Source organism: Salmonella sp. A7 (assembly GCF_020181675.1).
Taxonomy (GTDB): Bacteria; Pseudomonadota; Gammaproteobacteria; order Enterobacterales; family Enterobacteriaceae; genus Salmonella; species Salmonella enterica.
Window position 1 is genome coordinate 1,465,247 of sequence record NZ_CP084001.1, and the last position, 26,169, is coordinate 1,491,415.

Here is a 26,169-nt window from a genome sequence, read left to right on the forward strand (position 1 = left end):
ACAAGAGACCGATGGCGGTTCCCTTTTTTAATGCTTCTTATATTCCTGCGCGACTTTCGCTGACCAGGCCTCAGCCTGGGTGATGGCGCCTGCGTCATAAATCGGCTGTTCATAACCCTTATCAGCATCCCGAACGCGGTAAATTTTCCAGCGTCCCTCTTCCCAACGGGTATAAACTTCCAGGTGGATGGGCGTTGACTCTGTAGCCAACAGAACATCCACTTTTTCTCCGCCGAGGAAAGGGTGTGCCTTCCCAACCCGTAACTGTGGAATCCACTCTGGCGCCGTTTGTATAAGTACAGCGAAGGGAAAGAGGGTGTCAGGCGTAAGCGTGTTAAATCAAAGGCCGAGGAGTTTCATATATCTGTTTTCCCTCTTTATGTTCATCGTTATCTGGACGACAGCGGAGAGGAACCGACGCCAGAACCCATTTCCTTACAGGAAGCGGAGCCTGAAGATATCTGGGAGATGATGTTCAGGTTACTGACGCCAGAACAGCGCAAGCAGGTGACCGGGCGGTTTAAGGTGAGAGGGATGAAAGCGGTCTTTCCCTTTCTGTTTGATGACACGCCGCCGCGTTGATACCCTGGCTGCAATTTCAAGGTTGACAAGTTTCGCGTCTCACAGGCAGACTTCACTCTCTACATTATCCTTCCGATAATGCGTAAGCGTTTAACGTTATCCAACGCACCTTAATCCTGACGTTCAGGTAGAGGGGGGCGTGGCCTTTCCCCGCCTTACTCTGCATTCTGGAGTAATGCATGACAGCAGTTAGCCAAAAAACAACGACCCCGTCTGCGAATTTTTCGCTGTTCCGCATCGCCTTTGCGGTTTTCCTGACCTATATGACGGTCGGCCTGCCGTTACCCGTCATCCCGCTTTTTGTCCATCACGAACTGGGCTATAGCAATACGATGGTTGGGATCGCCGTGGGCATTCAGTTTTTTGCGACGGTACTGACGCGCGGCTATGCCGGACGGCTGGCGGATCAATATGGCGCTAAACGATCGGCGTTACAGGGGATGTTTGCCTGCGGGCTGGCGGGCGCCGCCTGGCTCCTGGCAGCGCTGTTGCCGGTTTCCGCGCCGGTAAAATTCGCGCTGCTTATTGTCGGGCGTTTGATCCTCGGATTTGGCGAAAGCCAGCTGCTGACCGGAACCCTGACCTGGGGACTGGGGCTGGTTGGCCCAACGCGTTCCGGTAAGGTGATGTCGTGGAACGGAATGGCGATTTACGGCGCGCTGGCGGCCGGTGCGCCGTTGGGCTTGCTGATCCATAGCCACTTTGGCTTCGCGGCGCTGGCGGGAACGACGATGGTTTTACCGCTGCTGGCCTGGGCATTCAACGGCACCGTGCGTAAAGTGCCTGCGTATACGGGGGAGCGACCTTCACTGTGGAGCGTGGTCGGGCTTATCTGGAAACCGGGCCTGGGCCTGGCATTGCAGGGCGTGGGCTTTGCCGTCATCGGTACGTTTATTTCACTTTATTTTGTCAGCAATGGCTGGACGATGGCGGGATTCACCCTGACCGCGTTTGGCGGTGCGTTTGTACTGATGCGCATATTGTTCGGTTGGATGCCGGACCGCTTTGGCGGCGTGAAGGTCGCCGTTGTCTCATTGCTGGTTGAGACGGCAGGACTGCTGCTCTTGTGGCTGGCGCCGACGGCCTGGATAGCGCTGGTAGGCGCGGCGCTCACCGGGGCAGGGTGTTCATTGATTTTCCCGGCGCTGGGCGTGGAGGTTGTGAAACGCGTACCTGCACAGGTACGCGGTACGGCGCTCGGCGGCTACGCCGCGTTTCAGGATATCTCCTACGGCGTTACCGGCCCGCTGGCGGGCATGCTGGCCACGTCATGCGGCTATCCTTCCGTATTCCTCGCGGGAGCGATCTCCGCGGTGGTTGGCATCCTGGTGACGATATTATCGTTCCGGCGCGGTTAAGAAACCAGCCAGAAAAGCGCCAGTACAATTATTAGCGCGATAAACAACAGGCCTGGCCGTGCAGACAGATTTTTCACGGTTTCAATCATCGGCGCGAACGGGCGGTAGATGGGTTGAATAGAGAGCGGTTCGAGCTCATTCGCCTCCCGCTCTACGCGACGCAGGAAAATATGGTTAAGTAAATCCTGCACCTGGGCGGTGGTCAGCACCGTTTGCGGCTGAATTTGATAAGTGTGTTGGGCATACTCTTTGATCGCCGTGAGCTCGTCTGGCTCCAGCGGTTGTTTTAACGCAGCCTGCAGCGTATGTAGCGTAGGCGCGTGTTGTAGTGACAGCGTCTGCCGCGCCTGTAGCCATGTCGCCAGATGGGTAAACTGCTTTGCCGGAATGAGCTCGCCGCTTTTCACGCCGGAGAGTTCCAGCATTGATTGCCAGATAAGTTTGTTTGACTCGCCGGTCGCGGCCGCCAGCTTCGTCACCAACTGATTCAACGTATTATGTTCAGCAGGCAATAATGGCCGATCCGTTGCCGGACGTTGCTGCGGCTGCGGAATGGAAAGCTGCCCCTGTTGCAGAAGCGTCAGCACGTTTTTAAGTTGATCGGGCGTAAGCTGGCTAAGCGCGGTTTGACCGTATTGCTGACGGATAAAATCGCTGACGGCCTGACGATTATTCCCGACGCCAAGCAGCTCTGTTAGCTGTGAAAGCACCTGACGATTGGCGTGATTTTGCTGCGCTACGCCCAGACGCTGGGTAAGATTCTGTTCAGCGGCGGGGAAGTGGCGCGACAGTAGCGGCGCGTCATTTTTTATCCCCAGATCGTGTTTCATTCCGGCCCATACTTCCGCGCTTTGCTGCTGGGTCAGTGAAATCAGGCGCGTGATCAGCCTTTCCAGTACCGTACGCTGTTGCATGGAAAGCGGCTGCTCGCTCGCAGCGGAAAGAGGATTACGCCCTTCGCCTGGAGGCTGTGCAGGGGCACCGGAGATGGGATGCATAATTAATTATCCTTTAACCATAAATCTGAGCAATATATGCCTGGCGGCCAGATTATGGCACACTTGTTCGGTTAACTCTCGTTCTCAAACAGGTACGACAGTCGTGAAAATTCTCGTTGATGAAAATATGCCTTACGCCCGCGAATTATTTAGCCGCCTGGGTGAGGTAAAGGCAGTGCCGGGTCGCCCGATCCCCGTTGAAGAATTGAACCATGCCGATGCGTTAATGGTGCGTTCGGTCACGAAAGTGAATGAATCGCTGCTGAGCGGCACGCCGATTAACTTCGTTGGTACTGCTACGGCAGGCACCGATCATGTGGATGAGGCATGGCTGAAGCAGGCGGGCATCGGTTTTTCAGCCGCGCCCGGCTGTAATGCTATCGCCGTGGTGGAGTATGTGTTTTCCGCGCTGTTGATGCTGGCCGAACGTGACGGCTTTTCGTTACGCGATCGCACTATAGGGATTGTCGGCGTGGGTAACGTCGGAAGCCGGCTACAGACCAGGCTTGAAGCGTTAGGTATCCGCACGTTGCTGTGCGATCCGCCACGCGCCGCACGCGGGGACGAGGGTGATTTTCGTACGCTGGATGAGCTGGTGCAGGAAGCGGATGTCCTGACTTTCCATACGCCGCTTTATAAAGACGGACCGTACAAAACGCTGCATCTGGCCGATGAGACGCTGATCCGTCGACTGAAACCCGGCGCCATTCTCATTAACGCCTGCCGCGGTCCGGTGGTGGATAACGCCGCGTTGCTGGCGCGACTTAATGCCGGGCAGCCGCTGAGCGTGGTGCTTGATGTGTGGGAGGGCGAACCGGATCTTAACGTCGCGCTACTGGAAGCCGTGGATATCGGCACGTCGCATATTGCCGGCTATACGCTGGAAGGCAAAGCGCGCGGCACCACCCAGGTCTTTGAGGCGTATAGCGCGTTTACCGGTCGCGAGCAGCATGTCGCGCTGGAGACATTACTGCCTGCGCCTGAGTTTGGTCGTATTACGCTTCACGGCCCGCTGGATCAACCGACGCTGAAAAGACTGGCGCATTTGGTGTATGATGTGCGCCGCGACGATGCGCCGCTGCGTAAAGTCGCTGGAATTCCGGGTGAATTTGATAAATTGCGTAAAAATTATCTTGAGCGCCGTGAATGGTCGTCTTTATACGTGATGTGTGACGACGAAACGGCAGCCGCCTTGCTGTGTAAGCTAGGTTTTAACGCTGTTCATCACCCGGCACATTAATGTCTTCTTAATGCTCCCTGTCGAATAATGCGACAGGGACGCTTATGTATTTCTGGAGTAAATCACCATGTCTGAAGGCTGGAACATTGCCATTCTGGGCGCAACGGGCGCCGTAGGCGAAGCCCTGCTTGAAACACTGGCTGAACGCCAGTTCCCGGTCGGTGAAATTTATGCGTTGGCGCGTCATGAAAGCGCGGGCGAGCACCTCCGTTTTGGTGGCAAGTCGGTCATTGTCCAGGATGCGGCGGACTTTGACTGGACGCAGGCGCAGTTGGCGTTTTTCGTTGCCGGCGCAGAGGCATCGGCTGCCTGGATAGACGACGCGACTAATGCAGGTTGCCTGGTGATAGATTCCAGCGGTCTGTTCGCGCTGGAGCCTGATGTGCCGCTGGTCGTGCCGGAAGTTAACCCGTATGTACTGGCGGATTACCGTAACCGTAACGTGATTGCGGTCGCCGATAGTCTGACCAGTCAACTGCTGGCGGCGCTCAAGCCGTTAATCGATCAGGGGGGACTGTCGCGCATCGCCGTCACCAGTATGTTATCAGCGTCCGCACAGGGGAAAAAAGCGGTCGATGCGCTGGCCGGACAGAGTGCGAAGCTGCTTAACGGCATACCGATTGATGAAGATGATTTCTTTGGCCGCCAGTTGGCGTTCAATATGCTGCCGCTGCTGCCGGATCGTGAAGGCAGCGTGCGCCAGGAACGTCGTATCGTCGATGAAGTGCGTAAAATTTTGCAGGACGATGGCGTGATGATCTCCGCCAGTGTCGTGCAGTCGCCGGTGTTCTATGGCCATGCGCAGATGGTGAGCTTTGAAGCGCTCCGTCCGCTGGCGGCGGAAGAGGCGCGCGAGGCGTTTTCCCGCGGTGAAGATATCGTACTGTCAGAAGAGACGGATTACCCGACGCAGGTGGGCGACGCTTCCGGCAATCCACAGCTCTCTATTGGCTGTGTGCATAATGATTACGGTATGCCGGAACAAATTCAGTTCTGGTCAGTGGCGGACAACGTGCGTTTCGGCGGCGCGCTGATGGCCGTTAAAATTGCGGAGAAGCTGGTGCAGGAGTATCTGTACTGATGTCCGGACAGCAATCATCGCCGGTCTATAAAATTGCGCTGGGTATTGAGTACGACGGCAGCAAGTATTATGGCTGGCAGCGTCAGAATGAAGTGCGCAGCGTGCAGGAAAAGCTGGAAAAAGCGCTCTCGCAGGTGGCAAATGAACCTATTAACGTGTTCTGCGCCGGGCGTACCGATGCCGGCGTTCACGGCACCGGGCAGGTTGTCCATTTCGAAACGACCGCATTGCGCAAAGATGCGGCATGGACGCTGGGGGTAAATGCGAATTTGCCTGGTGACATTGCCGTGCGCTGGGTGAAAACTGTACCGGATGATTTTCACGCGCGATTTAGCGCTACGGCTCGCCGTTATCGCTATATCATCTACAATCATCGACTGCGTCCTGCGGTGTTAGCAAAAGGCGTGACGCATCACTATGAGCCGCTGGATGCAGAGCGGATGCATCGCGCGGCGCAGTGTCTGCTTGGTGAAAATGATTTTACCTCGTTTCGCGCAGTGCAGTGCCAGTCGCGCACGCCGTGGCGTAATGTGATGCACATCAACGTTACTCGCCACGGCCCTTATGTGGTGGTCGATATCAAAGCGAATGCCTTTGTTCATCATATGGTCAGGAATATTGTCGGCAGCCTGCTGGAAGTAGGTGCTCACAACCAGCCGGAGAGCTGGATCGCAGAGCTGTTAGCGGCCAGGGACAGAACGCTGGCGGCGGCAACGGCGAAGGCGGAAGGGCTATATTTGGTTGCGGTGGATTACCCTGACCGGTTTGACCTTCCAAAACCGCCAATGGGCCCGCTATTTCTGGCGGACTAATCCGAATCGTACACCCGAAACGTGTCGGGTAGAAAGGCAAAGACAAATATGGACCTGATCTACTTTATTATTGATTTTATTCTGCACATCGATGTGCATCTGGCGGAGCTGGTCGCGGAGTACGGCGTCTGGGTGTACGCTATTTTGTTTTTGATTCTGTTTTGTGAAACCGGCCTGGTCGTCACGCCGTTCCTGCCGGGCGACTCGCTGCTGTTTGTCGCCGGGGCGCTGGCTTCGCTGGAAACCAACGATCTCAATGTGCATGTTATGGTGGCGTTAATGCTGATCGCCGCAATTGTCGGCGATGCGGTAAATTACACGATTGGTCGACTGTTCGGCGAAAAACTGTTCAGTAATCCGAATTCGAAAATTTTCCGCCGCAGTTATCTGGATAAAACCCACCAGTTTTATGAAAAACACGGCGGTAAAACTATCATTCTCGCTCGCTTCGTGCCGATCGTCAGAACCTTTGCGCCGTTTGTGGCAGGGATGGGGCACATGTCCTATCGGCATTTTGCAGCCTATAACGTCATCGGCGCGCTGCTGTGGGTACTGCTCTTTACCTACGCCGGTTATTTCTTCGGTACGATACCGTTGATTCAGGATAACCTTAAGCTGCTGATTGTGGGGATTATCGTGGTTTCGATATTACCTGGCGTCATTGAGATTGTCCGGCATAAGCGCGCTGCGTCGCGTGCCGCAAAATAGAAAGTAACTCAGCGGTTCGACCACTTTTTTATCCAAAGTTTCGGGCTGTTATGTTTTAATGTGCAACATTCATGGTCTGTTGGGGGCAAAAATGGCATTATGCGCCCCTTATAATAAAGCTGACTAAGGTTCAGGCAGAAAGGTCACCAATGAGCTGGATTGAACGAATTAAAAGCAACATTACTCCCACCCGCAAGGCAAGCATTCCTGAAGGGGTGTGGACCAAGTGTGATAGCTGCGGTCAGGTTTTATACCGCGCTGAGCTGGAACGTAATCTTGAGGTCTGTCCTAAGTGTGACCATCATATGCGCATGTCGGCGCGCAATCGCCTGCATAGCCTGTTAGATGAAGGTTCCCTTGTGGAGTTGGGTAGCGAGCTGGAGCCAAAAGACGTGCTCAAGTTCCGCGACTCCAAAAAATATAAAGACAGACTGGCGTCCGCGCAGAAAGAAACCGGCGAGAAAGACGCGCTGGTGGTCATGAAAGGGACGCTTCACGGTATGCCGGTTGTCGCCGCCGCGTTTGAATTCGCGTTCATGGGCGGCTCAATGGGGTCTGTCGTTGGCGCACGCTTCGTTCGCGCCGTTGAACAGGCGCTGGAAGATAACTGTCCGTTAGTGTGTTTCTCTGCTTCCGGCGGCGCGCGTATGCAAGAAGCGCTGATGTCGCTGATGCAGATGGCGAAAACCTCGGCGGCGCTGGCTAAAATGCAGGAACGTGGTCTGCCCTACATCTCGGTATTGACCGATCCGACAATGGGCGGCGTTTCCGCCAGTTTTGCGATGCTGGGCGATCTCAACATCGCCGAGCCAAAAGCCCTGATTGGCTTCGCCGGCCCGCGCGTTATCGAACAGACCGTTCGCGAAAAACTGCCGCCAGGATTCCAGCGCAGTGAGTTCCTGATCGAAAAAGGCGCTATTGATATGATAGTCCGCCGCCCGGAAATGCGCCTGAAGCTGGCGAGCATTCTGGCGAAGCTGATGAATCTGCCCGCGCCGAACCCGGACGCCCCGCGTGAAGGCGTGGTGGTGCCTCCGGCGCCGGATCAGGAGTCTGAGGCCTGATAACTGAAAAGGGCAGGGCCGCAGGCTCTGCCCTTTTGCTTTTCACCGTAAAGAAGCAGCGGAATCAATGAAAAACAAATCTATACCTCAAGCTGCGTCGCCCCTGGCCTCGTGGCTTTCTTATCTGGAAAACCTGCACAGCAAGAGTATCGATTTAGGCCTTGAGCGCGTAAGCCAGGTGGCAGCGCGTCTGGACATCCTCAAGCCTGCGCCGTTCGTTTTTACCGTGGCGGGAACCAACGGTAAAGGTACGACCTGTCGAACGCTGGAGTCGGTGTTAATCGCGGCGGGATACCGTGTGGGCGTCTATAGTTCGCCTCATCTGGTACGTTACACCGAGCGCGTGCGCGTGCAGGGGAAAGAATTAGCGGAATCCGCGCATACCGCGTCCTTTGCGGAAATAGAAGCGGCGCGCGGCGATATTTCATTGACCTATTTTGAATATGGTACGTTGTCGGCATTGTGGCTGTTTAAACAGGCTAACCTTGACGTGGTGATTCTGGAGGTCGGGTTGGGTGGCCGCCTGGACGCCACGAACATTGTGGATGCCGATGTAGCGGTAATTACCAGCATCGCGCTTGACCATACTGACTGGCTGGGGCCGGATCGCGAAAGTATCGGCCGCGAGAAGGCCGGGATTTTTCGCGCGGAAAAACCCGCTATCGTCGGCGAACCGGAAATGCCGGCAACCATCGCGGATGTCGCGCAGGAGACCGGCGCGCTGTTGCGGCGTCGCGGCGTTGACTGGCGTTATGAGGTGACAGCGACCCACTGGGCGTTTACCGATGGCGACGGCACGCTTGCCGGACTGCCGTTGCCGCAGGTTCCTCAGCCGAATGCCGCCACCGCTCTGGCCGCGCTGCGCGCCAGCAGGTTGAACATTGACGAGCAGGCGATTCGCGACGGTATTGCGCAGGCTACCTTGCCGGGACGTTTTCAAATCGTGAGTGAGTCGCCGCGCGTTATCTTTGATGTCGCCCATAATCCCCACGCGGCGGAATACCTGACGGGTCGTCTGAAAATGTTGCCGAAACGCGGGCGCGTGCTTGCGGTGATTGGTATGCTGCATGATAAAGATATCGCCGGCACGTTAGCCTGGTTGAAAAGCGTGGTTGACGACTGGTATTGTGCTCCGTTAGAGGGGCCGCGCGGCGCGACGGCGGAACAACTTCTGGAACATCTGGGGAAAGGGAATGTCTATGATAGCGTCGCGCAGGCATGGCAGGCCGCTATCGACGCGGCGCAGCCAGAAGATACCGTGCTGGTGTGCGGATCGTTCCACACCGTCGCACATGTTATGGAAGTGATAGACGCGGGGAGAATCGGTGGCGAGTAAGTTTCAGAATCGTTTAGTCGGCACGATTGTGTTAGTCGCGCTGGGGGTTATTGTGCTTCCCGGTCTGCTGGACGGACAGAAAAAGCATTATCAGGATGAATTTGCTGCGATTCCACTGGTACCGAAGCCTGGCGACCGCGATGAGCCGGATATGATGCCTGCCGCAACGCAGGCGCTACCGACACAGCCGCCGGAAGGGGCGGCTGAAGAGGTGCGGGCGGGAGATGCGGCAGCGCCATCGCTGGACCCGTCGCGCATGGCGTCTAACAATGTCGAGCTTGATCCGATACCGGCGGAGACGCCTAAACCGAAGCCGGTTGAAAAGCCAAAGCCGCAGCTTAAACCGCAACAGCCGGTTGTCGTCGCTTCCACGCCGACGCCCGCGCCGAAACCGGCCGCCGACGATAAACCTGCGCCGACCGGCAAAGCTTATGTCGTACAGTTGGGCGCGCTGAAAAACGCGGATAAAGTCAACGAGATAGTCGGCAAGCTTCGTTCCGCCGGGTTCCGGGTTTATACTTCCCCCTCAACGCCGGTACAGGGTAAAATAACCCGTATTCTCGTCGGGCCGGATGCGTCGAAAGATAAGATGAAAGGATCGCTTGGCGAGCTCAAGCAGATTTCCGGGTTAAGCGGCGTGGTGATGGGGTATAGCCCGAACTAAGGCGCGTTTTGCCCGACTGCGCAGCGTTAAGGCCTACGGTGTTCATCTGGTAATAGCCGAAGTCCTGTAGGCTGGATAAGGCGTTTACGCCGCCATCCGGCAGAAGGAATAAACCTGGTATCCTGCGCTTATCAGGCCGATGGCAGCTCTTCTGGTCGTGCCCGAAGAGATAAAAAGTGTGATGGCGTTGAATATTTTTTCAGCGCCATTTTTATTTACGCGTGGGAAGGAAATCCCTACGCAAACGTTTTCTTTTTCTGTTAGAATGCGCCCCGAACAGGACGACAGGGCGTAAAATCGTGGGACATCTATGGTCTGGATTGATTACGCCATTATCGCGGTGATTGCTTTTTCCTGTCTGGTTAGCCTGATCCGCGGCTTTGTTCGTGAAGCGTTATCGCTGGTGACGTGGGGTTGTGCTTTCTTTGTCGCCAGTCACTACTACACTTACCTGTCTGTCTGGTTTACGGGCTTTGAAGACGAACTGGTTCGTAATGGGATTGCTATCGCGGTACTGTTTATCGCGACGCTTATCGTCGGCGCTATCGTGAATTTTGTGATAGGTCAGCTAGTAGAAAAGACCGGCCTGTCGGGAACTGACCGGGTGTTGGGGATCTGTTTCGGCGCACTGCGAGGGGCGCTGATTGTCGCCGCCATTCTGTTCTTCCTTGATACCTTTACCGGCTTGTCGAAAAGCGAAGACTGGAGCAAATCGCAGCTCATCCCGCAGTTCAGCTTCATCATCAGATGGTTCTTTGACTATCTGCAAAGCTCGTCGAGTTTCTTGCCCAGGACGTAACAGGTTCTGAGATGTGGCTTAACGAGGAAAATGACGTATGTGCGGTATTGTCGGTATCGCCGGTGTTATGCCGGTCAACCAGTCGATTTATGACGCGTTAACAGTGCTCCAGCATCGTGGTCAGGATGCTGCCGGTATCATCACCATTGATGCGAATAACTGCTTCCGCTTGCGTAAGGCAAACGGACTGGTGAACGATATTTTTGAAGCTCGCCACATGCAGCGTTTGCAGGGCAACATGGGGATCGGCCATGTGCGCTACCCTACCGCAGGCAGCTCCAGCGCTTCGGAAGCGCAACCTTTTTACGTTAACTCGCCGTATGGCATCACGTTGGCCCATAATGGCAACCTGACTAACGCGCACGAGCTACGTAAAAAGCTGTTTGAAGAAAAGCGCCGTCATATCAACACCACCTCCGATTCCGAAATCCTGCTCAATATTTTCGCCAGCGAGCTCGACAACTTCCGTCACTATCCGCTGGAAGCCGACAATATTTTTGCCGCGATTGCCGCGACTAACCGTCAAATCCGCGGCGCCTATGCCTGCGTGGCGATGATTATCGGTCACGGTATGGTGGCTTTTCGCGATCCGCACGGCATTCGCCCATTAGTGCTGGGCAAGCGTGACGTTGGCGATGGTCGTACGGAGTATATGGTCGCTTCTGAAAGCGTGGCGCTGGATACGCTGGGCTTTGAATTCCTGCGCGATGTCGCGCCGGGCGAAGCTATCTATATTACCGAAAAGGGGCAACTGTTCACGCGCCAGTGCGCGGATAACCCGGTCAGTAACCCCTGTCTGTTTGAGTACGTTTATTTTGCTCGCCCGGACTCCTTTATCGACAAGATCTCCGTCTACAGCGCTCGTGTGAATATGGGCACCAAACTTGGCGAAAAAATCGCTCGTGAATGGGAAGATCTGGACATCGACGTCGTGATCCCTATCCCGGAAACCTCCTGCGATATCGCACTGGAAATTGCCCGTATTCTCGGCAAGCCGTACCGCCAGGGATTTGTCAAAAATCGTTACGTGGGACGTACCTTTATCATGCCGGGCCAACAGCTACGCCGTAAATCCGTGCGCCGTAAGCTCAATGCTAATCGCGCGGAATTCCGCGATAAGAACGTCCTGCTGGTGGATGATTCCATCGTGCGTGGCACCACATCAGAGCAGATCATCGAGATGGCCCGGGAAGCCGGCGCGAAGAAGGTTTATCTGGCGTCCGCCGCGCCGGAAATTCGTTTCCCTAACGTCTATGGCATTGATATGCCGACCGCCAATGAGCTGATCGCGCATGGTCGCGAGGTGGATGAGATTCGTCAGATCATCGGCGCAGACGGGCTTATCTTCCAGGACCTGAACGATCTGATCGAAGCCGTACGCGCGGAAAACCCGGATATCCAGCAGTTTGAGTGTTCGGTATTTAACGGGGTATATGTCACCAAAGACGTCGACCAGCAATACCTCGACTTCCTGGATTCATTACGTAATGACGACGCCAAAGCGGTGCTGTTCCAGAACGAAATGGAAAACCTGGAAATGCATAACGAAGGCTAATGGCTTTGCCAGCGGCGCAATGCCGCTGGCCGATGTCAATTACGCACCACGCCGAAGCGAATAGCGTATTTTTGTACTTTGTACTGTAACGTGGTGCGCGATACGTTAAGGCTGCGGGCCGCGGCGGCAATATTCCCCTGATGCGTATCCAGCGCGGTTTCTATTAAATGCCTTTCGTAGTTGGCAACCCGTACCTCCAGCGATCCTTCATACTGCGGATCGGGTGACGAGGGAAGGGGATTTTCCGGCGCGGTTTCCGGTACGCCTAAATTTAACTCGTCCTGTTCAAAAATGATGTGTTTGAGCAGTCCGTCTTTTTCCTGCATGATCATGCTGCGTACAATCGCGTTTTCCAGCATCCTGACATTACCCGGCCAGGCGTGATTGAGCAGATCAGCACGCGCCGTCTCGCTTAATCCGTGAATGTCCTGCGGCACGTCATTACGGTATTTATCAATAAAATAATTCGCCAGTAAGGGAATATCTTCCGGGCGGGCGCGCAGCGGCGGTAACGTCAACATTCCGACGCTCAACCGATAAAAAAGATCTGCCCGCAGGCGTTCTTGTTGAATTAATTTGACGGGCGCTTCGTTCATGGCGGCAACGATCCTGACATCAGAGTGGAGTTGCTGTTGTCCGCCGAGCCGCCAGAAGGTTTTATCCTGCAAGAATCGCAGCAGCTTACTTTGCATCTCTATCGGCATGGCGTTCAGCTCATCAAGAAAGAGCGTTCCCCCGTTTGCCAGCTCCAGATAGCCCTGGCTATTTTCCGCGCCGGTATAGGCGCCGCGCACGGTGCCGAAAAGCGTACTTTCGATAAGCGTAGGCGGTAGAGCGCCGCAGTTCAGGGCGATAAATGGTTTATTCGCCCGCTTGCTGCATTGATGGATCAGGCGGGAAAATAGCTCCTTACCCGTACCCGTCTCCCCGACAATCGTCACCGGAATATTACTGGCGGCCAGCCGTTTGGCTTTGGCAATATTACTGAGCATTTCCGGGTTTTCGGTAATAATGGCATGGTGCTTCTCATGGTGATCGGCATACAGCAGTTGGTTCAGTTCTACCACCTGCTCCTGGAGCCGCCTGACGCCGGACATATTCCTGCCGATTTCGATAACGCCGACCATGCCGCCATCGCTTGCATAGAGCGGCGCGGTGGTGTGTTGATAGTCAACGGCCTGGCCTCGCGCATTGTAATAAATTTGATAATGGCCAATGTATTCCACGCCTTTTTTTAACGATGAAAGCATCGTACTTTGGGTCTCTTTCATGCCCGGATAGACATCCAGCATATGTTTTCCCATTGCCCGTTCAATACTGTAGCCGTCCAGATCCGCGCTTTCCTGATTGTAGTAAACGTATTCACCACGCTCATTAATGACGGCCAACGGCTGATGAATCAAATCGAAAAAGCGGGAAAACATCCTGAGCGCCGAGGCCAGTTCCTGATTGGTGGATGCCATACACGCATTCCTCATATCTATTGTTCATGTTGTCATTATAAAAGTGACGAATTTTCGTCGTTGTGATGAATAGCAAACTCAATGACGAAAATGAGGAAAAACTTATTTTTATAACTAATTGATTATTTTGATAAAAAATAGTGGCATACCTTTTGCTTTATCCCTGTAAAGAATGCGGATTTTTACCATAAACATTAAGCAGAGGGCGTTATGACTGACTCGATTATGCAGAATTACAACCAGCTACGTGAGCAGGTAATCAACGGCGATCGCCGTTTCCAGCACAAAGACGGTCATTTGTGTTTTGAAGGGGTCGATCTGGACGCTCTGGCGCGCCAGTACCCCACGCCGTTCTATGTGTTTTCTGAGCCGGAGATTATTCGTAACATTCATGAAATCCAGCAGGCATTTGCGGCGCATAAAAATACCAAAACCTTCTTTGCGTCAAAAACCTGCTCGGTCATGGGGGTGTTGAAAGCCATTCGTGACGCCGGAATTTGCGCGGAGGCAAACTCACAATATGAGGTTCGCAAGTGTCTGGAGATAGGCTTTCGCGGCGATCAGATCGTCTTCAACGGCGTGGTGAAAAAGCCTGCCGATCTGGAATATGCCATCGCTAACGATCTGTATCTTATTAATGTTGATAGCCTCTATGAGCTGGAACATATTGATGCCATCTCTCGCAGGCTGAAGAAAGTCGCCAATGTTTGCGTCCGCGTAGAGCCGAATGTTCCCTCGGCGACGCATGCGGAACTGGTTACCGCTTTCCATGCGAAGTCGGGTCTCGACCTGGAACAGGCGGAAGAAACCTGCCGCCGCATTCTGGCGATGCCTTATGTGCATTTGCGCGGCTTGCATATGCATGTGGGCGATCAGGTGCCGGAGTCAGAGCCTTTCGCAAAAGCGACTAAAGTGCTGGTGGATGAATCCCGTCGCCTGGAAGAGGTGCTCGGTATTAAATTTGATTTGATCAACGTGGGCGGCGGAATTCCGGTTCCCTATAAATATGACGACGAGAATGGCGACCCGTTAAAAGATAATATGTATGCCGGTATTACCGCCCAGGATTTTGCCGATGCGGTCATTCGCGAAGTGCATAAATGGCGTACCGATGTGGAAATATGTATTGAACCGGGACGTAAAGTGACCGGGTCGGCGGCGGTTTTACTGACGGAAGTCTCCTGCGAAAAACGTAAAACAAATTACGATCTTAACGGCAATGTGGAATGCCACGTTGAATGGAAATTTGTCGACGCTGGTTACAGCGTACTCTCTGACAGCCAGCATTTTGACTGGTTCTTTTATGTCTATAACGCCTCTCGCATGACGGCAGCGCATGACGCCTGGATAAAATTAGCCGGGCCGCTGTGTGATGGCGGAGATTATTTCCACATGGGAGTGAAAGGCGAAGAGTTTTTACTGCCGAAGGAGACTCATGTTGGCGATATTGTCGCGTTTCTTGATGCCGGGGCATACACCATTGAAAGTCAAACCGTTTATAACAACCGTCCGCGCACGGGCGTGGTGATGATCGATAAAAATGGTGAGACGCGTCTGATTCGTCGGGAAGACAGTTACGAAGACATGGTCAAGTACGACATTTATTAATACTGTTTTGGGCTTCAGTTTCATGCTGAAGCCCGTCGTCAGATGATAAGAAGAGGGCAGTGATGCCTGAATGCATAACAGGAGATGGCCATGAGTAACACGAATTCTGGCTTACTTGGCATCAAAGACATTGTCTTTATGAATGTCATCGCTATTCTGAGTTTGCGGCAAATCCCTAACGTGGCGCCTTACGGGGCATCGGCCATGTTGTTATGGGTGATAGCCGCATTCTGCTTGTTTTTTCCTTTAGCGATGGTATGCGGCGAGCTGTCAACCGGCTGGCCGAAAGATGGCGGGATATTTGTCTGGATTAAAGAGGCATTTGGTAAACGTATTGCATGGATTGTCGTGGTTTGTTTTCTCTTTTCCTGCGTACTGTTTTTCCCATTAATGCTGCAATTCGGCTTTACCGCGTTGGGCTATATGATCGGCGGCGGCCTGGCGGAAAATAAAGCATTTATCGGTATTGGTTCCGCGGTAATTTTCTGGCTATTAACGCTGATGAATATCCGCGGGATGGAATGGACAAAAATTATTAATAGCATCAGCGCCTGGTGCGGCGTATTTATTCCCTCCGCCATCCTCATTTTGCTGGCGGTGGTATGGCTATGTACCGGACACCAGATGCAGACGGACTACACTACAGCGAAAAACTGGATTCCAGATCTCGGGCACTGGGATACGATCGTTTTCTTATCCAGCATGATGTTTGCGTTTGCCGGACTGGAGGTCGCCCCGATGATTGCCGGGCGTACCCGTAATCCACAGCGTGATTTTCCGCGAGCGATGGCCGTCTCCGCCGCCGTTATCGTTGGGATCTATATGGTCGGTACCTGGGCGCTAAACACGCTTTTACCCGCCGGGAAAACCGACATCGTGGCAGGCGTCATGCAGGCTATGCATGCTGCTGCGGACACGCTGCATATGCCGTGGTTAATTCCTGTTATGGCCATCTGTATGTTTTTTGGCGCTCTCGGGCAGATTAACTCCTGGCTGGTGGGGCCGATTTATATGCTCCAGGAAGCCTCGCGTGAAGATAATCTGCTGGGGGACCGAATCGGCAAATTACATCCGGTGTGGAAAACGCCCGCCTTTGCCTTGACTGTACAGGCGATTATTGTCACGGTCCTGTGTTTTTCGACTTTTATTTCGCCAAGCGTTGCGGCGGCTTACTGGATGTTAACGGCGCTAACGACCATCACCTATTTTATTCCTTATCTGGTGATGTTCCCGGCGTTCTGGCGTTTACGTAAGACTCAGCCGGATACGCCAAGAAGTTTTAAAATTCCGGGCAAGGTTTTACCGGCTATTTTACCCGCGCTGGGTTTTCTTTCTATCGCCTTTGCCGTTGCGCTGTTATTTATTCCGCCTTCTCAAATTGATATGGGCGGATATTTCCAGTACGCCGGGAAGATTATTGGCGGAGCCGTGCTGGCGGTTGTCGTCGCGGAGTACATTTACCATCGGGCGCAGAAACGTAATGCCCGTTTAAGCATGGCGGGAGGAAAATAAAATGTATATGCCAGTTCTGGAAATAAATCTACGCAAGCTGGAAGAAAACGCCCGCACGGAAAAAGCTCTGCTGGCAAGCAGCGGTATTGACGTGATGGCTGTCAATAAAGTTTTTGACGGCTGCGTGGAAACCGCGCAGGCGGTATTCAACGGTGGAATTACCGTTATTGCTGAATCACGAACCTATAATTTGAAAAAAATACGCGAGACAGGATGTACGACCTGCCTGTTACGCAGCCCGTGTCTGAGTGAAATCGAAGATGTGGTGCGCTACGCGGATATTAGTTTAAATAGCGAGCCGGTGGTATTACGGGCATTATCGCAGGAAGCCCAACGCCAGGGGAAAACGCATCAGGTATTACTGATGGTGGATATGGGCGATTTACGCGAGGGTATCTGGTTTGGTGAATATCAACGCATTCTTGAGACCGTGACTCTGATTACGGGTCTGCCCGGTCTGGAATTATATGGACTGGGCACCAACTTTAATTGTTACGGCACCGTGTTGCCAACGGTAAAAAATGGCGAGGATTTTCTGGCGCTGGCCGCCCGGCTGGAAGCCGACAGCGGTATTCCTGTCCGGCGGCTTTCTGCGGGAAATTGCACCAGCTATCACCTGCTGGATAAAGGTATCTGGCCGCAGGGGCTGAATCATCTGCGCATCGGCGGACTGCATGAATTCGGCATTGAATATGTGGACATGAAATACCTGAATGAATTTCACCACTCCGCAAAACCGGTCGATAAAGCCTGTTCCGATATGTATATCCTGGAAGCGGAAATCATCGAACTGAACAGTAAACCGACCGTCCCGGTCGGGGAGCTGGGCGTCGATGCCTTTTTGCAAAGTAAAACCTTTGTCGATCGTGGCATACGCCGACGCGCATTGCTGGCGTTTGGTCGTCAGGATGTGCCATCGGATAACTGTGTGCCATGCGACGACGCTATCACTATCTTAGGGCAAACCAGCGATCATACGCTGGTGGATATTGAAGATTGTCGTCAGTCGCTAAAAGTAGGCGATGTGGTTCGCTTTGAGCTGGATTATACGGGCCTGTTAATGGCCTGCCAGACCAAAGGCGTCGCCTGGAGGTTTACGCGTTAACGCATAACCGCCGCGGCTATGTCGCGGCGGCATCTTTGACCTCACGAAAGACAGGGAGTAACGATGGATACCCTGCAACAATCACCGCCAGCAGAGCCTGAAGGCGGTCTGCGGCGTAACCTGAAGAAACGGCATCTGCTGATGATGTCGCTGGGCGGCACGATTGGCACCGGCTTATTTATCGGCATTGCCGAACCGTTAAGCAGCGTCGGGCCGGCGGGAACCTTACTGGCCTATCTGTTTGCCGGAACCATTATGCTGGCAACGATGATGTGTCTTGGCGAATTATCATGCGCCTTTCCTCACTCCGGTTCATTTCAACATTACGCGCTGATGTTTATGCCGTCACCTTGCTGGAGCTATACCATTGGCTGGCTTTACTGGTTTAGCTGGGTCTTTTCCCTGGCAGCCGACCTCACTGCCGCAGGGTTTATTGCTCACCAGCTTTTCCCCGCGGTTCCGGTATATATGTTCTGCCTGGCGATTCTGCTCATCCTGACGGCTATCAATCTCACCTCCGCAAAAAGTTTTGGCGAATGCGAATACTGGCTTTCGGCCATTAAGGTCTTCGCGATCGTGCTGTTTATCTGCGCGGGCGGGGTCATGATCTACTCGCTAATGGGCCATAGTGACTGGCACCCGACGTTAAAAACAGACGGAATGTGGTTTCCCCACGGTTGGGAGCAAATTGTGGTTTGTATGACGATCGTGATTTACTCCTTCCAGGGGGTGGAACTGGTAGGAAATGCGGCAGGGGAGACCGAATCGCCGCACATTATTTTACCGAAAGTGATCCTGGGGATCGGTCTCAGAATCATTTTGTTTTACGGCTTGGCGATTGCGGTGCTGGCGCTGGTCTATCCGCATGAACTGACGCCAAATGGACAAAGTCCCTTTGTATGGGTATTCTCCCACGCGGGCATTCCGGGGGCGGATACGCTGATGACGCTGGTGATCTTTTCCGCCGCGGTTTCTGCCGCTAACTCGGCCATTTACGCCAGTTCGCGTATGCTGTGGTCTATGGCGGGCGATCGCTTTGCGCCAGCCTGCTTTGGGAAAACGAACGGCGGCGGCGTGCCGGTGTATGCTATTTTAATCACGGCCTTGCTGGCGTTGGTGTCGTTGCTGACCCGCTATATTCCCGCACAGCAATTTTATTTATATCTGATCGCCAGTACCGGGCAGGTGGGTTGCCTGGCATGGATAACCATCGGATGGTGCCAGTATCGCTTCCGACAATCGGTGCGTAATGGAACGTACGCCAGCGATTTGCTACGCTATCGATCGCCGCTTTTTCCCTGGACGGCCCGATTTGTCATTATCACCAATTTTGCCATTATGGTCGGCACCTGGTTTAGTGAGCAAGGGGTAGTGATAATGTTGGTTGAGCTGGCTTTTATGATAGGGATTCTTTTGTCATGGTATCTCTTCAGACCCACTTTGAGCCGATTACGTAACACAGTGGGATGAACGGCGCTCGTAAACGGTAAGAGAACATGAAACGACTCATTGTAGGAATTAGCGGCGCCAGCGGAGCGATTTATGGCGTGCGCTTATTACAAATTTTGCGCGATGTCGATAGCGTGGAAACGCATCTGGTGATGAGCCAGGCGGCCCGGCAAACGCTGGCGCTGGAGACCCATTTTTCGCTGCGCGAGGTGCAGGCGCTGGCCGATGTGACGCACGATGCGCGCGACATTGCCGCCAGCATTTCCTCGGGCTCTTACCCGACGGCGGGAATGGTTATCTTGCCTTGTTCGATTAAAACGCTGTCGGGGATTGTCCACAGTTATACTGACGGACTGCTTACCCGCGCGGCGGATGTGATATTAAAAGAGCGGCGACCTCTGGTGCTGTGTGTGCGCGAAACGCCGCTGCATATCGGGCATTTGCGTTTAATGACCCAGGCCGCTGAGATAGGCGCGGTGATTATGCCGCCGGTTCCGGCTTTTTATCATCTTCCTCAGACGTTAGATGATGTTATAAATCAAACGGTTAACCGAGTTTTGGATCAGTTTGATATCCCCCTTCCGCACGATCTTTTTGTTCGCTGGCAGGGCGCATAGCGTTGTCTGTTTAGCGTGCATTATTGTCCCTGTTGCCCTGTTTCAGGGCAATTTTGTAACCGCGATCATATCCTCAACATTTAATTCGTTAAAAGCCGTCGAAACGCTGCGGTTCAACCGTCATACCTGCTATCTTCAACATCAGGACAATATTGCAACGTTTTATTAACAAATTTAACGTCGAATCGTTTTGCTGACGTGAAAATGGCATAAGACCTGCATGAAAAAGTCTGCAAACACACAACACCACGTAAAACATAAGAAAATAACGCTACTTGAGGGGTATGTATGAAGAAGACCGTTCTCGCTTTGTCTTTGCTGATAGGTCTGGGCGCGACGGCGGCCAGTTACGCCGCGCTTCCGCAAACGGTTCGTATTGGAACAGATACCACCTACGCGCCTTTCTCATCGAAAGATGCCAAAGGCGACTTTATTGGCTTTGATATCGATCTCGGTAATGAAATGTGTAAGCGTATGCAGGTGAAATGTACCTGGGTCGCCAGCGACTTTGATGCGCTTATTCCCTCACTAAAAGCGAAAAAAATTGATGCCATTATTTCATCGCTCTCTATCACCGATAAACGCCAGCAAGAAATTGCGTTTTCCGACAAACTTTACGCGGCGGATTCACGCCTGATTGCGGCAAAAGGGTCTCCCATTCAGCCGACGCTGGAATCGCTGAAAGGCAAGCATGTCGGCGTGCTGCAAGGGTCCACGCAAGAGGCTTATGCCAATGATAACTGGCGCACTAAAGGTGTGGATGTGGTGGCTTATGCCAACCAGGATCTTATCTATTCCGATTTAACCGCCGGTCGTCTGGATGCCGCATTACAGGATGAAGTCGCCGCCAGCGAAGGATTCCTGAAGCAGCCTGCGGGCAAAGAGTATGCGTTTGCCGGTCCTTCCGTGAAGGATAAAAAATATTTTGGCGACGGGACGGGGGTTGGGCTGCGCAAAGACGATACCGAGCTAAAAGCCGCGTTTGATAAAGCGCTGACCGAACTGCGCCAGGACGGAACTTACGACAAAATGGCCAAAAAGTACTTCGATTTTAATGTCTACGGCGATTGAGAAAAGGGGATAACGCGCCGCGATGGGGAACTATCACGGTGCAAAATAGATGTTTTGCACCTTTTTGGTGCATAAGCCGTTGCGGAACAGGCGCATAAATGCATACTTAATCGATTTTTATGCAAAATAAACCGGCTGACAAGGTAGAATGCTTTGCCTTGTCGGCCTGATTAATGGCACGATAGTCGCATCGGATCTGTAAAGATCTCCTGGAAAGACAGTCTGTTGAGGATAGTTATGAAAAAACTGGCGTTATCCCTTTCTCTGGTGCTGGCATTTTCCAGCGCTACCGCAGCATTTGCCGCTATTCCACAAAAGATTCGTATCGGTACCGATCCTACATACGCACCGTTTGAATCCAAAAATGCACAAGGTGAATTGGTCGGCTTTGATATCGATCTGGCCAAAGAGCTGTGCAAACGTATCAACACACAGTGTACGTTCGTGGAAAACCCGCTGGATGCGCTGATTCCGTCTTTAAAAGCGAAGAAAATTGATGCCATCATGTCCTCGCTGTCCATCACTGAAAAGCGCCAGCAGGAAATCGCGTTTACCGACAAGCTTTACGCCGCTGATTCCCGTCTGGTGGTGGCGAAGAACTCTGATATTCAGCCAACCGTCGCGTCGCTGAAAGGCAAGCGCGTCGGCGTGCTACAGGGGACGACGCAGGAGACCTTCGGCAATGAGCACTGGGCGCCGAAAGGGATTGAGATCGTCTCTTACCAGGGGCAGGACAACATTTATTCCGATCTGACGGCGGGTCGTATTGATGCGGCGTTCCAGGATGAGGTCGCGGCCAGCGAAGGTTTCCTTAAACAGCCCGTCGGAAAAGACTATAAATTCGGCGGCCCGGCGGTGAAAGATGAGAAGTTATTCGGCGTAGGAACCGGTATGGGGCTGCGCAAAGAGGATAACGAGCTGCGCGAAGCGCTGAACAAAGCCTTTGCTGAAATGCGTGCTGACGGTACTTACGAAAAGCTGGCGAAAAAGTACTTTGATTTTGATGTTTATGGCGGTTAATCACCGTCGGTGCAGATAAAGCCCAAAGAATGTTGACTGTCTGCATTGCCTGATGGCGCTGTGCGTGTCAGGCCTACGGGGAGCATCGTAGGCCGGGCAAGGCACAGCCGCCATCCGGCGTGATGTGAGGCAAAAATGCAAAAGAGGCTTCTTACTTCACCACACACAACAGGACAGGCTGCATGTTGTACGGGTTTTCAGGCGTAATTTTACAGGGCGCGATCGTCACGCTGGAACTGGCGCTCAGTTCCGTTGTGCTGGCCGTGCTTATTGGTCTCGTCGGCGCGGGGGCGAAGCTTTCGCAAAACCGGGTAACGGGGCTTATTTTTGAAGGGTACACCACCCTGATTCGCGGGGTGCCGGATCTGGTCTTAATGCTGCTGATATTTTACGGATTGCAAATCGCGCTTAACGTGGTGACCGATTCGCTGGGTATCGACCAGATAGATATTGATCCGATGGTGGCCGGTATTATCACCCTTGGTTTCATCTACGGCGCCTATTTTACCGAAACCTTTCGCGGCGCGTTTATGGCGGTGCCGAAAGGCCATATCGAGGCGGCGACGGCCTTTGGTTTTACCCACGGGCAAACCTTCCGGCGGATTATGTTCCCGGCGATGATGCGTTACGCCCTGCCGGGGATCGGCAATAACTGGCAGGTGATACTCAAAGCGACGGCGCTGGTGTCGCTGCTGGGTCTGGAAGATGTCGTCAAAGCCACGCAGCTTGCCGGTAAAAGCACCTGGGAGCCTTTCTATTTTGCCGTGGTCTGTGGACTCATCTACCTGGTATTTACCACCGTTTCCAATGGTGTGCTGCTCTTACTTGAGCGTCGCTATTCCGTGGGCGTGAAGAGGGCCGATTTGTGATTGAGATCATTCAGGAGTACTGGAAATCCCTGCTGTGGACGGATGGCTATCGTTTTACCGGCGTGGCGATTACGCTGTGGTTGTTAATTTCATCGGTGGTGATGGGCGGTCTTCTGGCGGTGATTCTGGCGGTAGGCCGCGTTTCCAGTAATAAATTCATCCGTTTTCCCATCTGGCTGTTTACGTATATTTTTCGCGGCACGCCGCTGTACGTACAGCTACTGGTGTTCTATTCGGGGATGTATACGCTGGAGATAGTCAAAGGCACCGATCTTCTTAACGCGTTTTTCCGCAGCGGACTGAACTGTACCGTACTGGCGCTGACGCTGAATACCTGCGCGTACACCACGGAAATTTTCGCCGGGGCGATTCGCTCGGTGCCGCACGGTGAAATTGAAGCGGCACGGGCCTATGGCTTCTCGTCATTTAAAATGTATCGCTGCATTATTTTGCCGTCGGCATTACGCATCGCCTTGCCTGCCTACAGCAACGAAGTGATTTTAATGCTGCACTCTACGGCGCTGGCGTTTACCGCGACGGTGCCGGATTTGTTGAAAATCGCCCGCGATATTAACTCAGCGACTTACCAGCCGTTTACCGCGTTTGGCATTGCCGCCGTGTTGTATTTACTCATTTCGTATGTCCTGATAAGCCTGTTCCGTCGGGCGGAAAGACGCTGGTTGCAGCACGTGTCCTCTAAATAATTCGAGTAACATGATGTCAGAAAATAAATTACACGTTATCGATTTGCACAAACGCTACGGCGGTCATGAAGTGCTGAAAGGGGTATCGCTGCAGGCCCGCGCCGGAGATGTGATTAGCATCATCGGCTCGTCCGGCTCCGGTAAAAGCACTTTTTTGCGCTGTATTAACTTCCTCGAAAAACCGAGCGAAGGCGCGATTATCGTGAACGGTCAGAACATTAATCTGGTGCGCGACAAAGACGGGCAGCTCAAAGTGGCGGATAAAAATCAGCTACGCTTGTTGCGTACCCGCCTGACGATGGTGTTTCAGCACTTTAACCTCTGGAGCCACATGACGGTGCTGGAAAATGTGATGGAAGCGCCGATTCAGGTACTGGGATTAAGCAAGCACGACGCGCGCGAGCGGGCGTTGAAATATCTGGCGAAGGTGGGGATTGATGAGCGCGCTCAGGGCAAATATCCCGTCCATCTCTCCGGCGGCCAACAGCAGCGCGTTTCTATTGCGCGCGCGCTGGCGATGGAACCTGACGTTTTACTGTTCGATGAACCTACTTCGGCGCTCGATCCTGAACTGGTCGGCGAAGTGTTGCGCATCATGCAACAACTGGCGGAAGAAGGCAAAACGATGGTGGTGGTCACGCATGAAATGGGCTTCGCTCGCCATGTCTCTTCGCACGTTATTTTTCTGCATCAGGGGAAAATTGAAGAAGAGGGCGATCCGGAGCAGGTGTTCGGCAATCCGCAAAGCCCGCGTTTACAGCAATTCCTGAAAGGCTCGCTGAAATAAAAGAAGCCCGGCGGCGCATCGCTTACCGGGCAGGATACGGCGCTTTGGGAACTAGCGAATCACATCCGCCAGCGCCTCTTCTAAATCATACCAGCGAAATGCGAATCCGGCGGCTTCAAGCCGTTTTGGCAGCGCCCGCTGTCCGCCCAGCACCAGCACTGACGACTCTCCCATCAATAAGCGAATTGCCGTCGCCGGAATGCGAATAATCGCCGGACGGCGCAGCGCGCGACCCAGCGCATGAGCAAAATGCTCATTATGGACGGGATACGGCGAGACCATATTGAAGGGACCGCGAAGATCGTTATCCAGCAGCCACAGAATGCCGTTGACCATATCGTCGATGTGAATCCAGGCCAGATATTGCCGACCATTACCCACCGGACCGCCGAGTCCGAGGCGAAACGGCGGAACCATTTTCCCCAGAATCCCGCCTTGCGGCGCCAGGACAACGCCGGTACGCAGCAGGCAGACGCGGGTCTGGTCGCTCTGCGCACGACAGGCAATCTGTTCCCAGCGGGCGCAAAGTTTATGCGTAAATTCGTTGTGCGGCGGCTCATCTTCAGTGACGACAACGTCGCCCAGATCGCCGTAATAGCCCGTGGCGGAGCCGGATATCAACACCGAGGGCGGCGTTGCGCTGGCATGAATTAAATCCACCAACTTTTGCGTGATAGCCCAGCGGCTTTGGCACAACCGTTCTTTTTGTTGCGACGTCCAGCGCTTGTCGGCAATCGGTTCGCCCGCCAGATTGATGATGGCATCAATCTCATTGAGGTGCTCACGTTCCGCCAGCCCTTTCCATAATGTCACTCTGGAATCGAGAATCTGACGCGCGTTATCGGGATTGCGCGTAACGACCGTCACCTGGTGCCCCAGTGTTAACAGCCGGGGAATGAGATGACGCCCTATCAGGCCCGTACCGCCGGTAATCAGAATCTGCATATGACCTCCAGAGTAGGGAGGATTTCCTCTTCCCTAATGTCAGGTTTTTAATACGAATAAGGGTGCCGGACGCAGGTTTTTTCCGTGTATACACTTCTACATCATACATGATGTATGCTACCGCGTTACGCTTTCGTACTGTTACAGTGCAGTTGCGCTTGTAACAGTGCGCGCGCTGTCGCAGGACGCGTGCGAATGCGTTCAAACCAGTTATACACCGCCGGGTAGGTATCAAGATCGATTCGCTGACGCTGATGTGCGTTAACCCACGGCCAACTGGCGATATCCGCAATACTGTAGTGGTCGCCGCCCAGCCACGGGGAGGTTTCCAGGCGTTTATTCAGGACGTTGTATAAGCGTTGCGTTTCAACCTGATAGCGTTCAATCGCATAGGGGATGGCCTGCGGCGCAAAGTGGTTAAAGTGGTGATTCTGGCCCAGCATCGGCCCTAACCCGCCGACCTGCCAGAACAGCCATTGCAGCGTGGTATGGCGTTCACGCAGCTCCCCGCTAAGCAGTTTGCCGCTTTTTTCCGCCAGGTAGAGAAGAATTTCGCCGGATTCAAAAAGACTAAGCGGTTGACCGCCGTCTGCCGGGGCGTGATCGACGATGGCAGGAATTTTATTATTGGGAGAGATAGCCAAAAAATCAGGGCGAAACTGATTGCCCTTGCTGATATCTACTTTTAGCAAACGATACGCCAGCTCCGCCTCTTCCAGAAACAGCGTTATTTTATGCCCGTTGGGCGTGGGGGCGTAGTAAAGGTCAATCATTTTGGCTCCTGCATATGCGTAAAGAGTCTGGGCTGAATTAAGTATAGAA

At 53.5% G+C, this 26,169-nt stretch carries 25 protein-coding genes and 1 pseudogene; 21 read left to right on the forward strand and 5 right to left on the reverse strand.

Features of this window, described 5'->3' with window-relative positions; all coding sequences use genetic code 11:
• Nucleotides 1-27: 27 nt before the first annotated feature.
• Nucleotides 28-285: pseudogene (locus LCS67_RS06965) on the reverse strand (DUF3828 domain-containing protein); the annotation flags it as partial.
• On the opposite strand from LCS67_RS06965, the gene LCS67_RS06970 reads away from it, so the two are divergent.
• Together LCS67_RS06970 and LCS67_RS06975 are read left to right on the forward strand one after the other, a co-directional pair.
• A complete protein-coding gene (locus LCS67_RS06970) occupies nucleotides 265-582 on the forward strand; it encodes a hypothetical protein (protein WP_043942888.1) in 318 nt (105 codons plus the stop codon). The pseudogene LCS67_RS06965 and the gene LCS67_RS06970 overlap by 21 nt on opposite strands.
• Before the next feature lie 179 nt (nucleotides 583-761).
• Nucleotides 762-1,940, forward strand: a complete 1,179-nt coding sequence (locus tag LCS67_RS06975; protein ID WP_000127728.1) for an MFS transporter — start codon at nucleotides 762-764, stop codon at nucleotides 1,938-1,940.
• Here LCS67_RS06975 and flk read toward each other — a convergent pair.
• Complete coding sequence (flk, locus tag LCS67_RS06980; RefSeq protein WP_000553396.1) at nucleotides 1,937-2,938, reverse strand: flagella biosynthesis regulator Flk; 1,002 nt, start codon at nucleotides 2,936-2,938, stop codon at nucleotides 1,937-1,939. The two genes, LCS67_RS06975 and flk, sit on opposite strands and share 4 nt — an antisense overlap.
• 103 nt (nucleotides 2,939-3,041) lie before the next feature.
• Between flk and pdxB the strand changes: the two genes are divergently transcribed.
• The 9 genes from pdxB to purF all read left to right on the forward strand — a co-directional run bounded on the left by pdxB (nucleotide 3,042) and on the right by purF (nucleotide 12,197).
• Entirely contained in the window at nucleotides 3,042-4,178 is a 1,137-nt protein-coding gene (gene pdxB, locus LCS67_RS06985) for a 4-phosphoerythronate dehydrogenase PdxB (RefSeq protein WP_000699179.1), read from the forward strand.
• 67 nt (nucleotides 4,179-4,245) lie between these two features.
• Complete coding sequence (locus LCS67_RS06990) at nucleotides 4,246-5,259, forward strand: aspartate-semialdehyde dehydrogenase (RefSeq protein WP_001289141.1); 1,014 nt, start codon at nucleotides 4,246-4,248, stop codon at nucleotides 5,257-5,259.
• Nucleotides 5,259-6,071, forward strand: a complete 813-nt coding sequence (gene truA, locus LCS67_RS06995) for a tRNA pseudouridine(38-40) synthase TruA (RefSeq protein WP_000016628.1) — start codon at nucleotides 5,259-5,261, stop codon at nucleotides 6,069-6,071. Before LCS67_RS06990 ends, truA begins: the two co-directional genes overlap by 1 nt.
• 48 nt (nucleotides 6,072-6,119) lie before the next feature.
• Nucleotides 6,120-6,779: a DedA family protein gene (locus LCS67_RS07000; RefSeq protein ID WP_000364318.1), complete on the forward strand. Its 660-nt coding sequence runs from the start codon at nucleotides 6,120-6,122 to the stop codon at nucleotides 6,777-6,779.
• A gap of 149 nt (nucleotides 6,780-6,928) precedes the next feature.
• On the forward strand, nucleotides 6,929-7,843 hold the full coding sequence (gene accD, locus LCS67_RS07005) for an acetyl-CoA carboxylase, carboxyltransferase subunit beta (RefSeq protein ID WP_000118383.1): 915 nt from the start codon (nucleotides 6,929-6,931) through the stop codon (nucleotides 7,841-7,843).
• 67 nt (nucleotides 7,844-7,910) lie between these two features.
• The gene (folC, locus tag LCS67_RS07010) at nucleotides 7,911-9,179 is read left to right on the forward strand and encodes a bifunctional tetrahydrofolate synthase/dihydrofolate synthase (RefSeq protein ID WP_000792275.1); all 1,269 of its coding nucleotides are present in this window, start codon (nucleotides 7,911-7,913) and stop codon (nucleotides 9,177-9,179) included.
• Nucleotides 9,169-9,843 carry a cell division protein DedD gene (gene dedD, locus LCS67_RS07015; protein WP_000157030.1) on the forward strand — a complete coding sequence of 225 codons (675 nt, stop codon included), beginning with the start codon at nucleotides 9,169-9,171 and terminating at the stop codon, nucleotides 9,841-9,843. The genes folC and dedD overlap by 11 nt, the downstream gene beginning before the upstream one ends.
• 310 nt (nucleotides 9,844-10,153) lie before the next feature.
• Nucleotides 10,154-10,642, forward strand: a complete 489-nt coding sequence (cvpA, locus tag LCS67_RS07020) for a colicin V production protein (RefSeq protein WP_000262102.1) — start codon at nucleotides 10,154-10,156, stop codon at nucleotides 10,640-10,642.
• A 37-nt stretch (nucleotides 10,643-10,679) separates the two neighbouring features.
• On the forward strand, nucleotides 10,680-12,197 hold the full coding sequence (gene purF, locus LCS67_RS07025; protein WP_000334205.1) for an amidophosphoribosyltransferase: 1,518 nt from the start codon (nucleotides 10,680-10,682) through the stop codon (nucleotides 12,195-12,197).
• A 35-nt stretch (nucleotides 12,198-12,232) separates the two neighbouring features.
• Here purF and LCS67_RS07030 read toward each other — a convergent pair whose 3' ends face one another.
• Complete coding sequence (locus LCS67_RS07030; RefSeq protein WP_000168925.1) at nucleotides 12,233-13,660, reverse strand: sigma-54 interaction domain-containing protein; 1,428 nt, start codon at nucleotides 13,658-13,660, stop codon at nucleotides 12,233-12,235.
• A gap of 210 nt (nucleotides 13,661-13,870) precedes the next feature.
• On the opposite strand from LCS67_RS07030, the gene LCS67_RS07035 reads away from it, so the two are divergent.
• The 10 genes from LCS67_RS07035 to hisP all read left to right on the forward strand — a co-directional run bounded on the left by LCS67_RS07035 (nucleotide 13,871) and on the right by hisP (nucleotide 24,402).
• Nucleotides 13,871-15,268, forward strand: coding sequence for a diaminopimelate decarboxylase family protein (locus LCS67_RS07035; RefSeq protein ID WP_000132314.1), 1,398 nt, complete (start codon nucleotides 13,871-13,873; stop codon nucleotides 15,266-15,268).
• Nucleotides 15,269-15,358: 90 nt separating this feature from the next.
• Nucleotides 15,359-16,780, forward strand: coding sequence for an APC family permease (locus LCS67_RS07040; protein ID WP_000072512.1), 1,422 nt, complete (start codon nucleotides 15,359-15,361; stop codon nucleotides 16,778-16,780).
• 1 nt (nucleotide 16,781) lies between these two features.
• Nucleotides 16,782-17,885, forward strand: coding sequence for an alanine/ornithine racemase family PLP-dependent enzyme (locus LCS67_RS07045; protein WP_000281907.1), 1,104 nt, complete (start codon nucleotides 16,782-16,784; stop codon nucleotides 17,883-17,885).
• A 63-nt stretch (nucleotides 17,886-17,948) separates the two neighbouring features.
• Nucleotides 17,949-19,355: an amino acid permease gene (locus LCS67_RS07050; RefSeq protein WP_000380360.1), complete on the forward strand. Its 1,407-nt coding sequence runs from the start codon at nucleotides 17,949-17,951 to the stop codon at nucleotides 19,353-19,355.
• A gap of 26 nt (nucleotides 19,356-19,381) precedes the next feature.
• On the forward strand, nucleotides 19,382-19,951 hold the full coding sequence (locus LCS67_RS07055) for a UbiX family flavin prenyltransferase (protein ID WP_000825682.1): 570 nt from the start codon (nucleotides 19,382-19,384) through the stop codon (nucleotides 19,949-19,951).
• A gap of 288 nt (nucleotides 19,952-20,239) precedes the next feature.
• On the forward strand, nucleotides 20,240-21,022 hold the full coding sequence (argT, locus tag LCS67_RS07060; RefSeq protein WP_000754418.1) for a lysine/arginine/ornithine ABC transporter substrate-binding protein ArgT: 783 nt from the start codon (nucleotides 20,240-20,242) through the stop codon (nucleotides 21,020-21,022).
• Between the two features lie 237 nt (nucleotides 21,023-21,259).
• Nucleotides 21,260-22,042: a histidine ABC transporter substrate-binding protein HisJ gene (hisJ, locus tag LCS67_RS07065; protein ID WP_000731868.1), complete on the forward strand. Its 783-nt coding sequence runs from the start codon at nucleotides 21,260-21,262 to the stop codon at nucleotides 22,040-22,042.
• 182 nt (nucleotides 22,043-22,224) lie between these two features.
• Nucleotides 22,225-22,911, forward strand: a complete 687-nt coding sequence (locus LCS67_RS07070) for a histidine ABC transporter permease HisQ (RefSeq protein ID WP_000965498.1) — start codon at nucleotides 22,225-22,227, stop codon at nucleotides 22,909-22,911.
• On the forward strand, nucleotides 22,908-23,615 hold the full coding sequence (gene hisM, locus LCS67_RS07075; protein ID WP_000569771.1) for a histidine ABC transporter permease HisM: 708 nt from the start codon (nucleotides 22,908-22,910) through the stop codon (nucleotides 23,613-23,615). The genes LCS67_RS07070 and hisM overlap by 4 nt, the downstream gene beginning before the upstream one ends.
• A gap of 13 nt (nucleotides 23,616-23,628) precedes the next feature.
• Entirely contained in the window at nucleotides 23,629-24,402 is a 774-nt protein-coding gene (gene hisP, locus LCS67_RS07080; protein ID WP_001293591.1) for a histidine ABC transporter ATP-binding protein HisP, read from the forward strand.
• 51 nt (nucleotides 24,403-24,453) lie between these two features.
• Here the strand turns inward: hisP and LCS67_RS07085 are convergent, their stop codons facing one another.
• Together LCS67_RS07085 and yfcG are read right to left on the reverse strand one after the other, a co-directional pair.
• Nucleotides 24,454-25,347 carry a TIGR01777 family oxidoreductase gene (locus LCS67_RS07085; RefSeq protein ID WP_001166274.1) on the reverse strand — a complete coding sequence of 298 codons (894 nt, stop codon included), beginning with the start codon at nucleotides 25,345-25,347 and terminating at the stop codon, nucleotides 24,454-24,456.
• A 125-nt stretch (nucleotides 25,348-25,472) separates the two neighbouring features.
• Entirely contained in the window at nucleotides 25,473-26,120 is a 648-nt protein-coding gene (gene yfcG / locus LCS67_RS07090) for a GSH-dependent disulfide bond oxidoreductase (protein ID WP_000566563.1), read from the reverse strand.
• Nucleotides 26,121-26,169 lie beyond the last annotated feature (49 nt).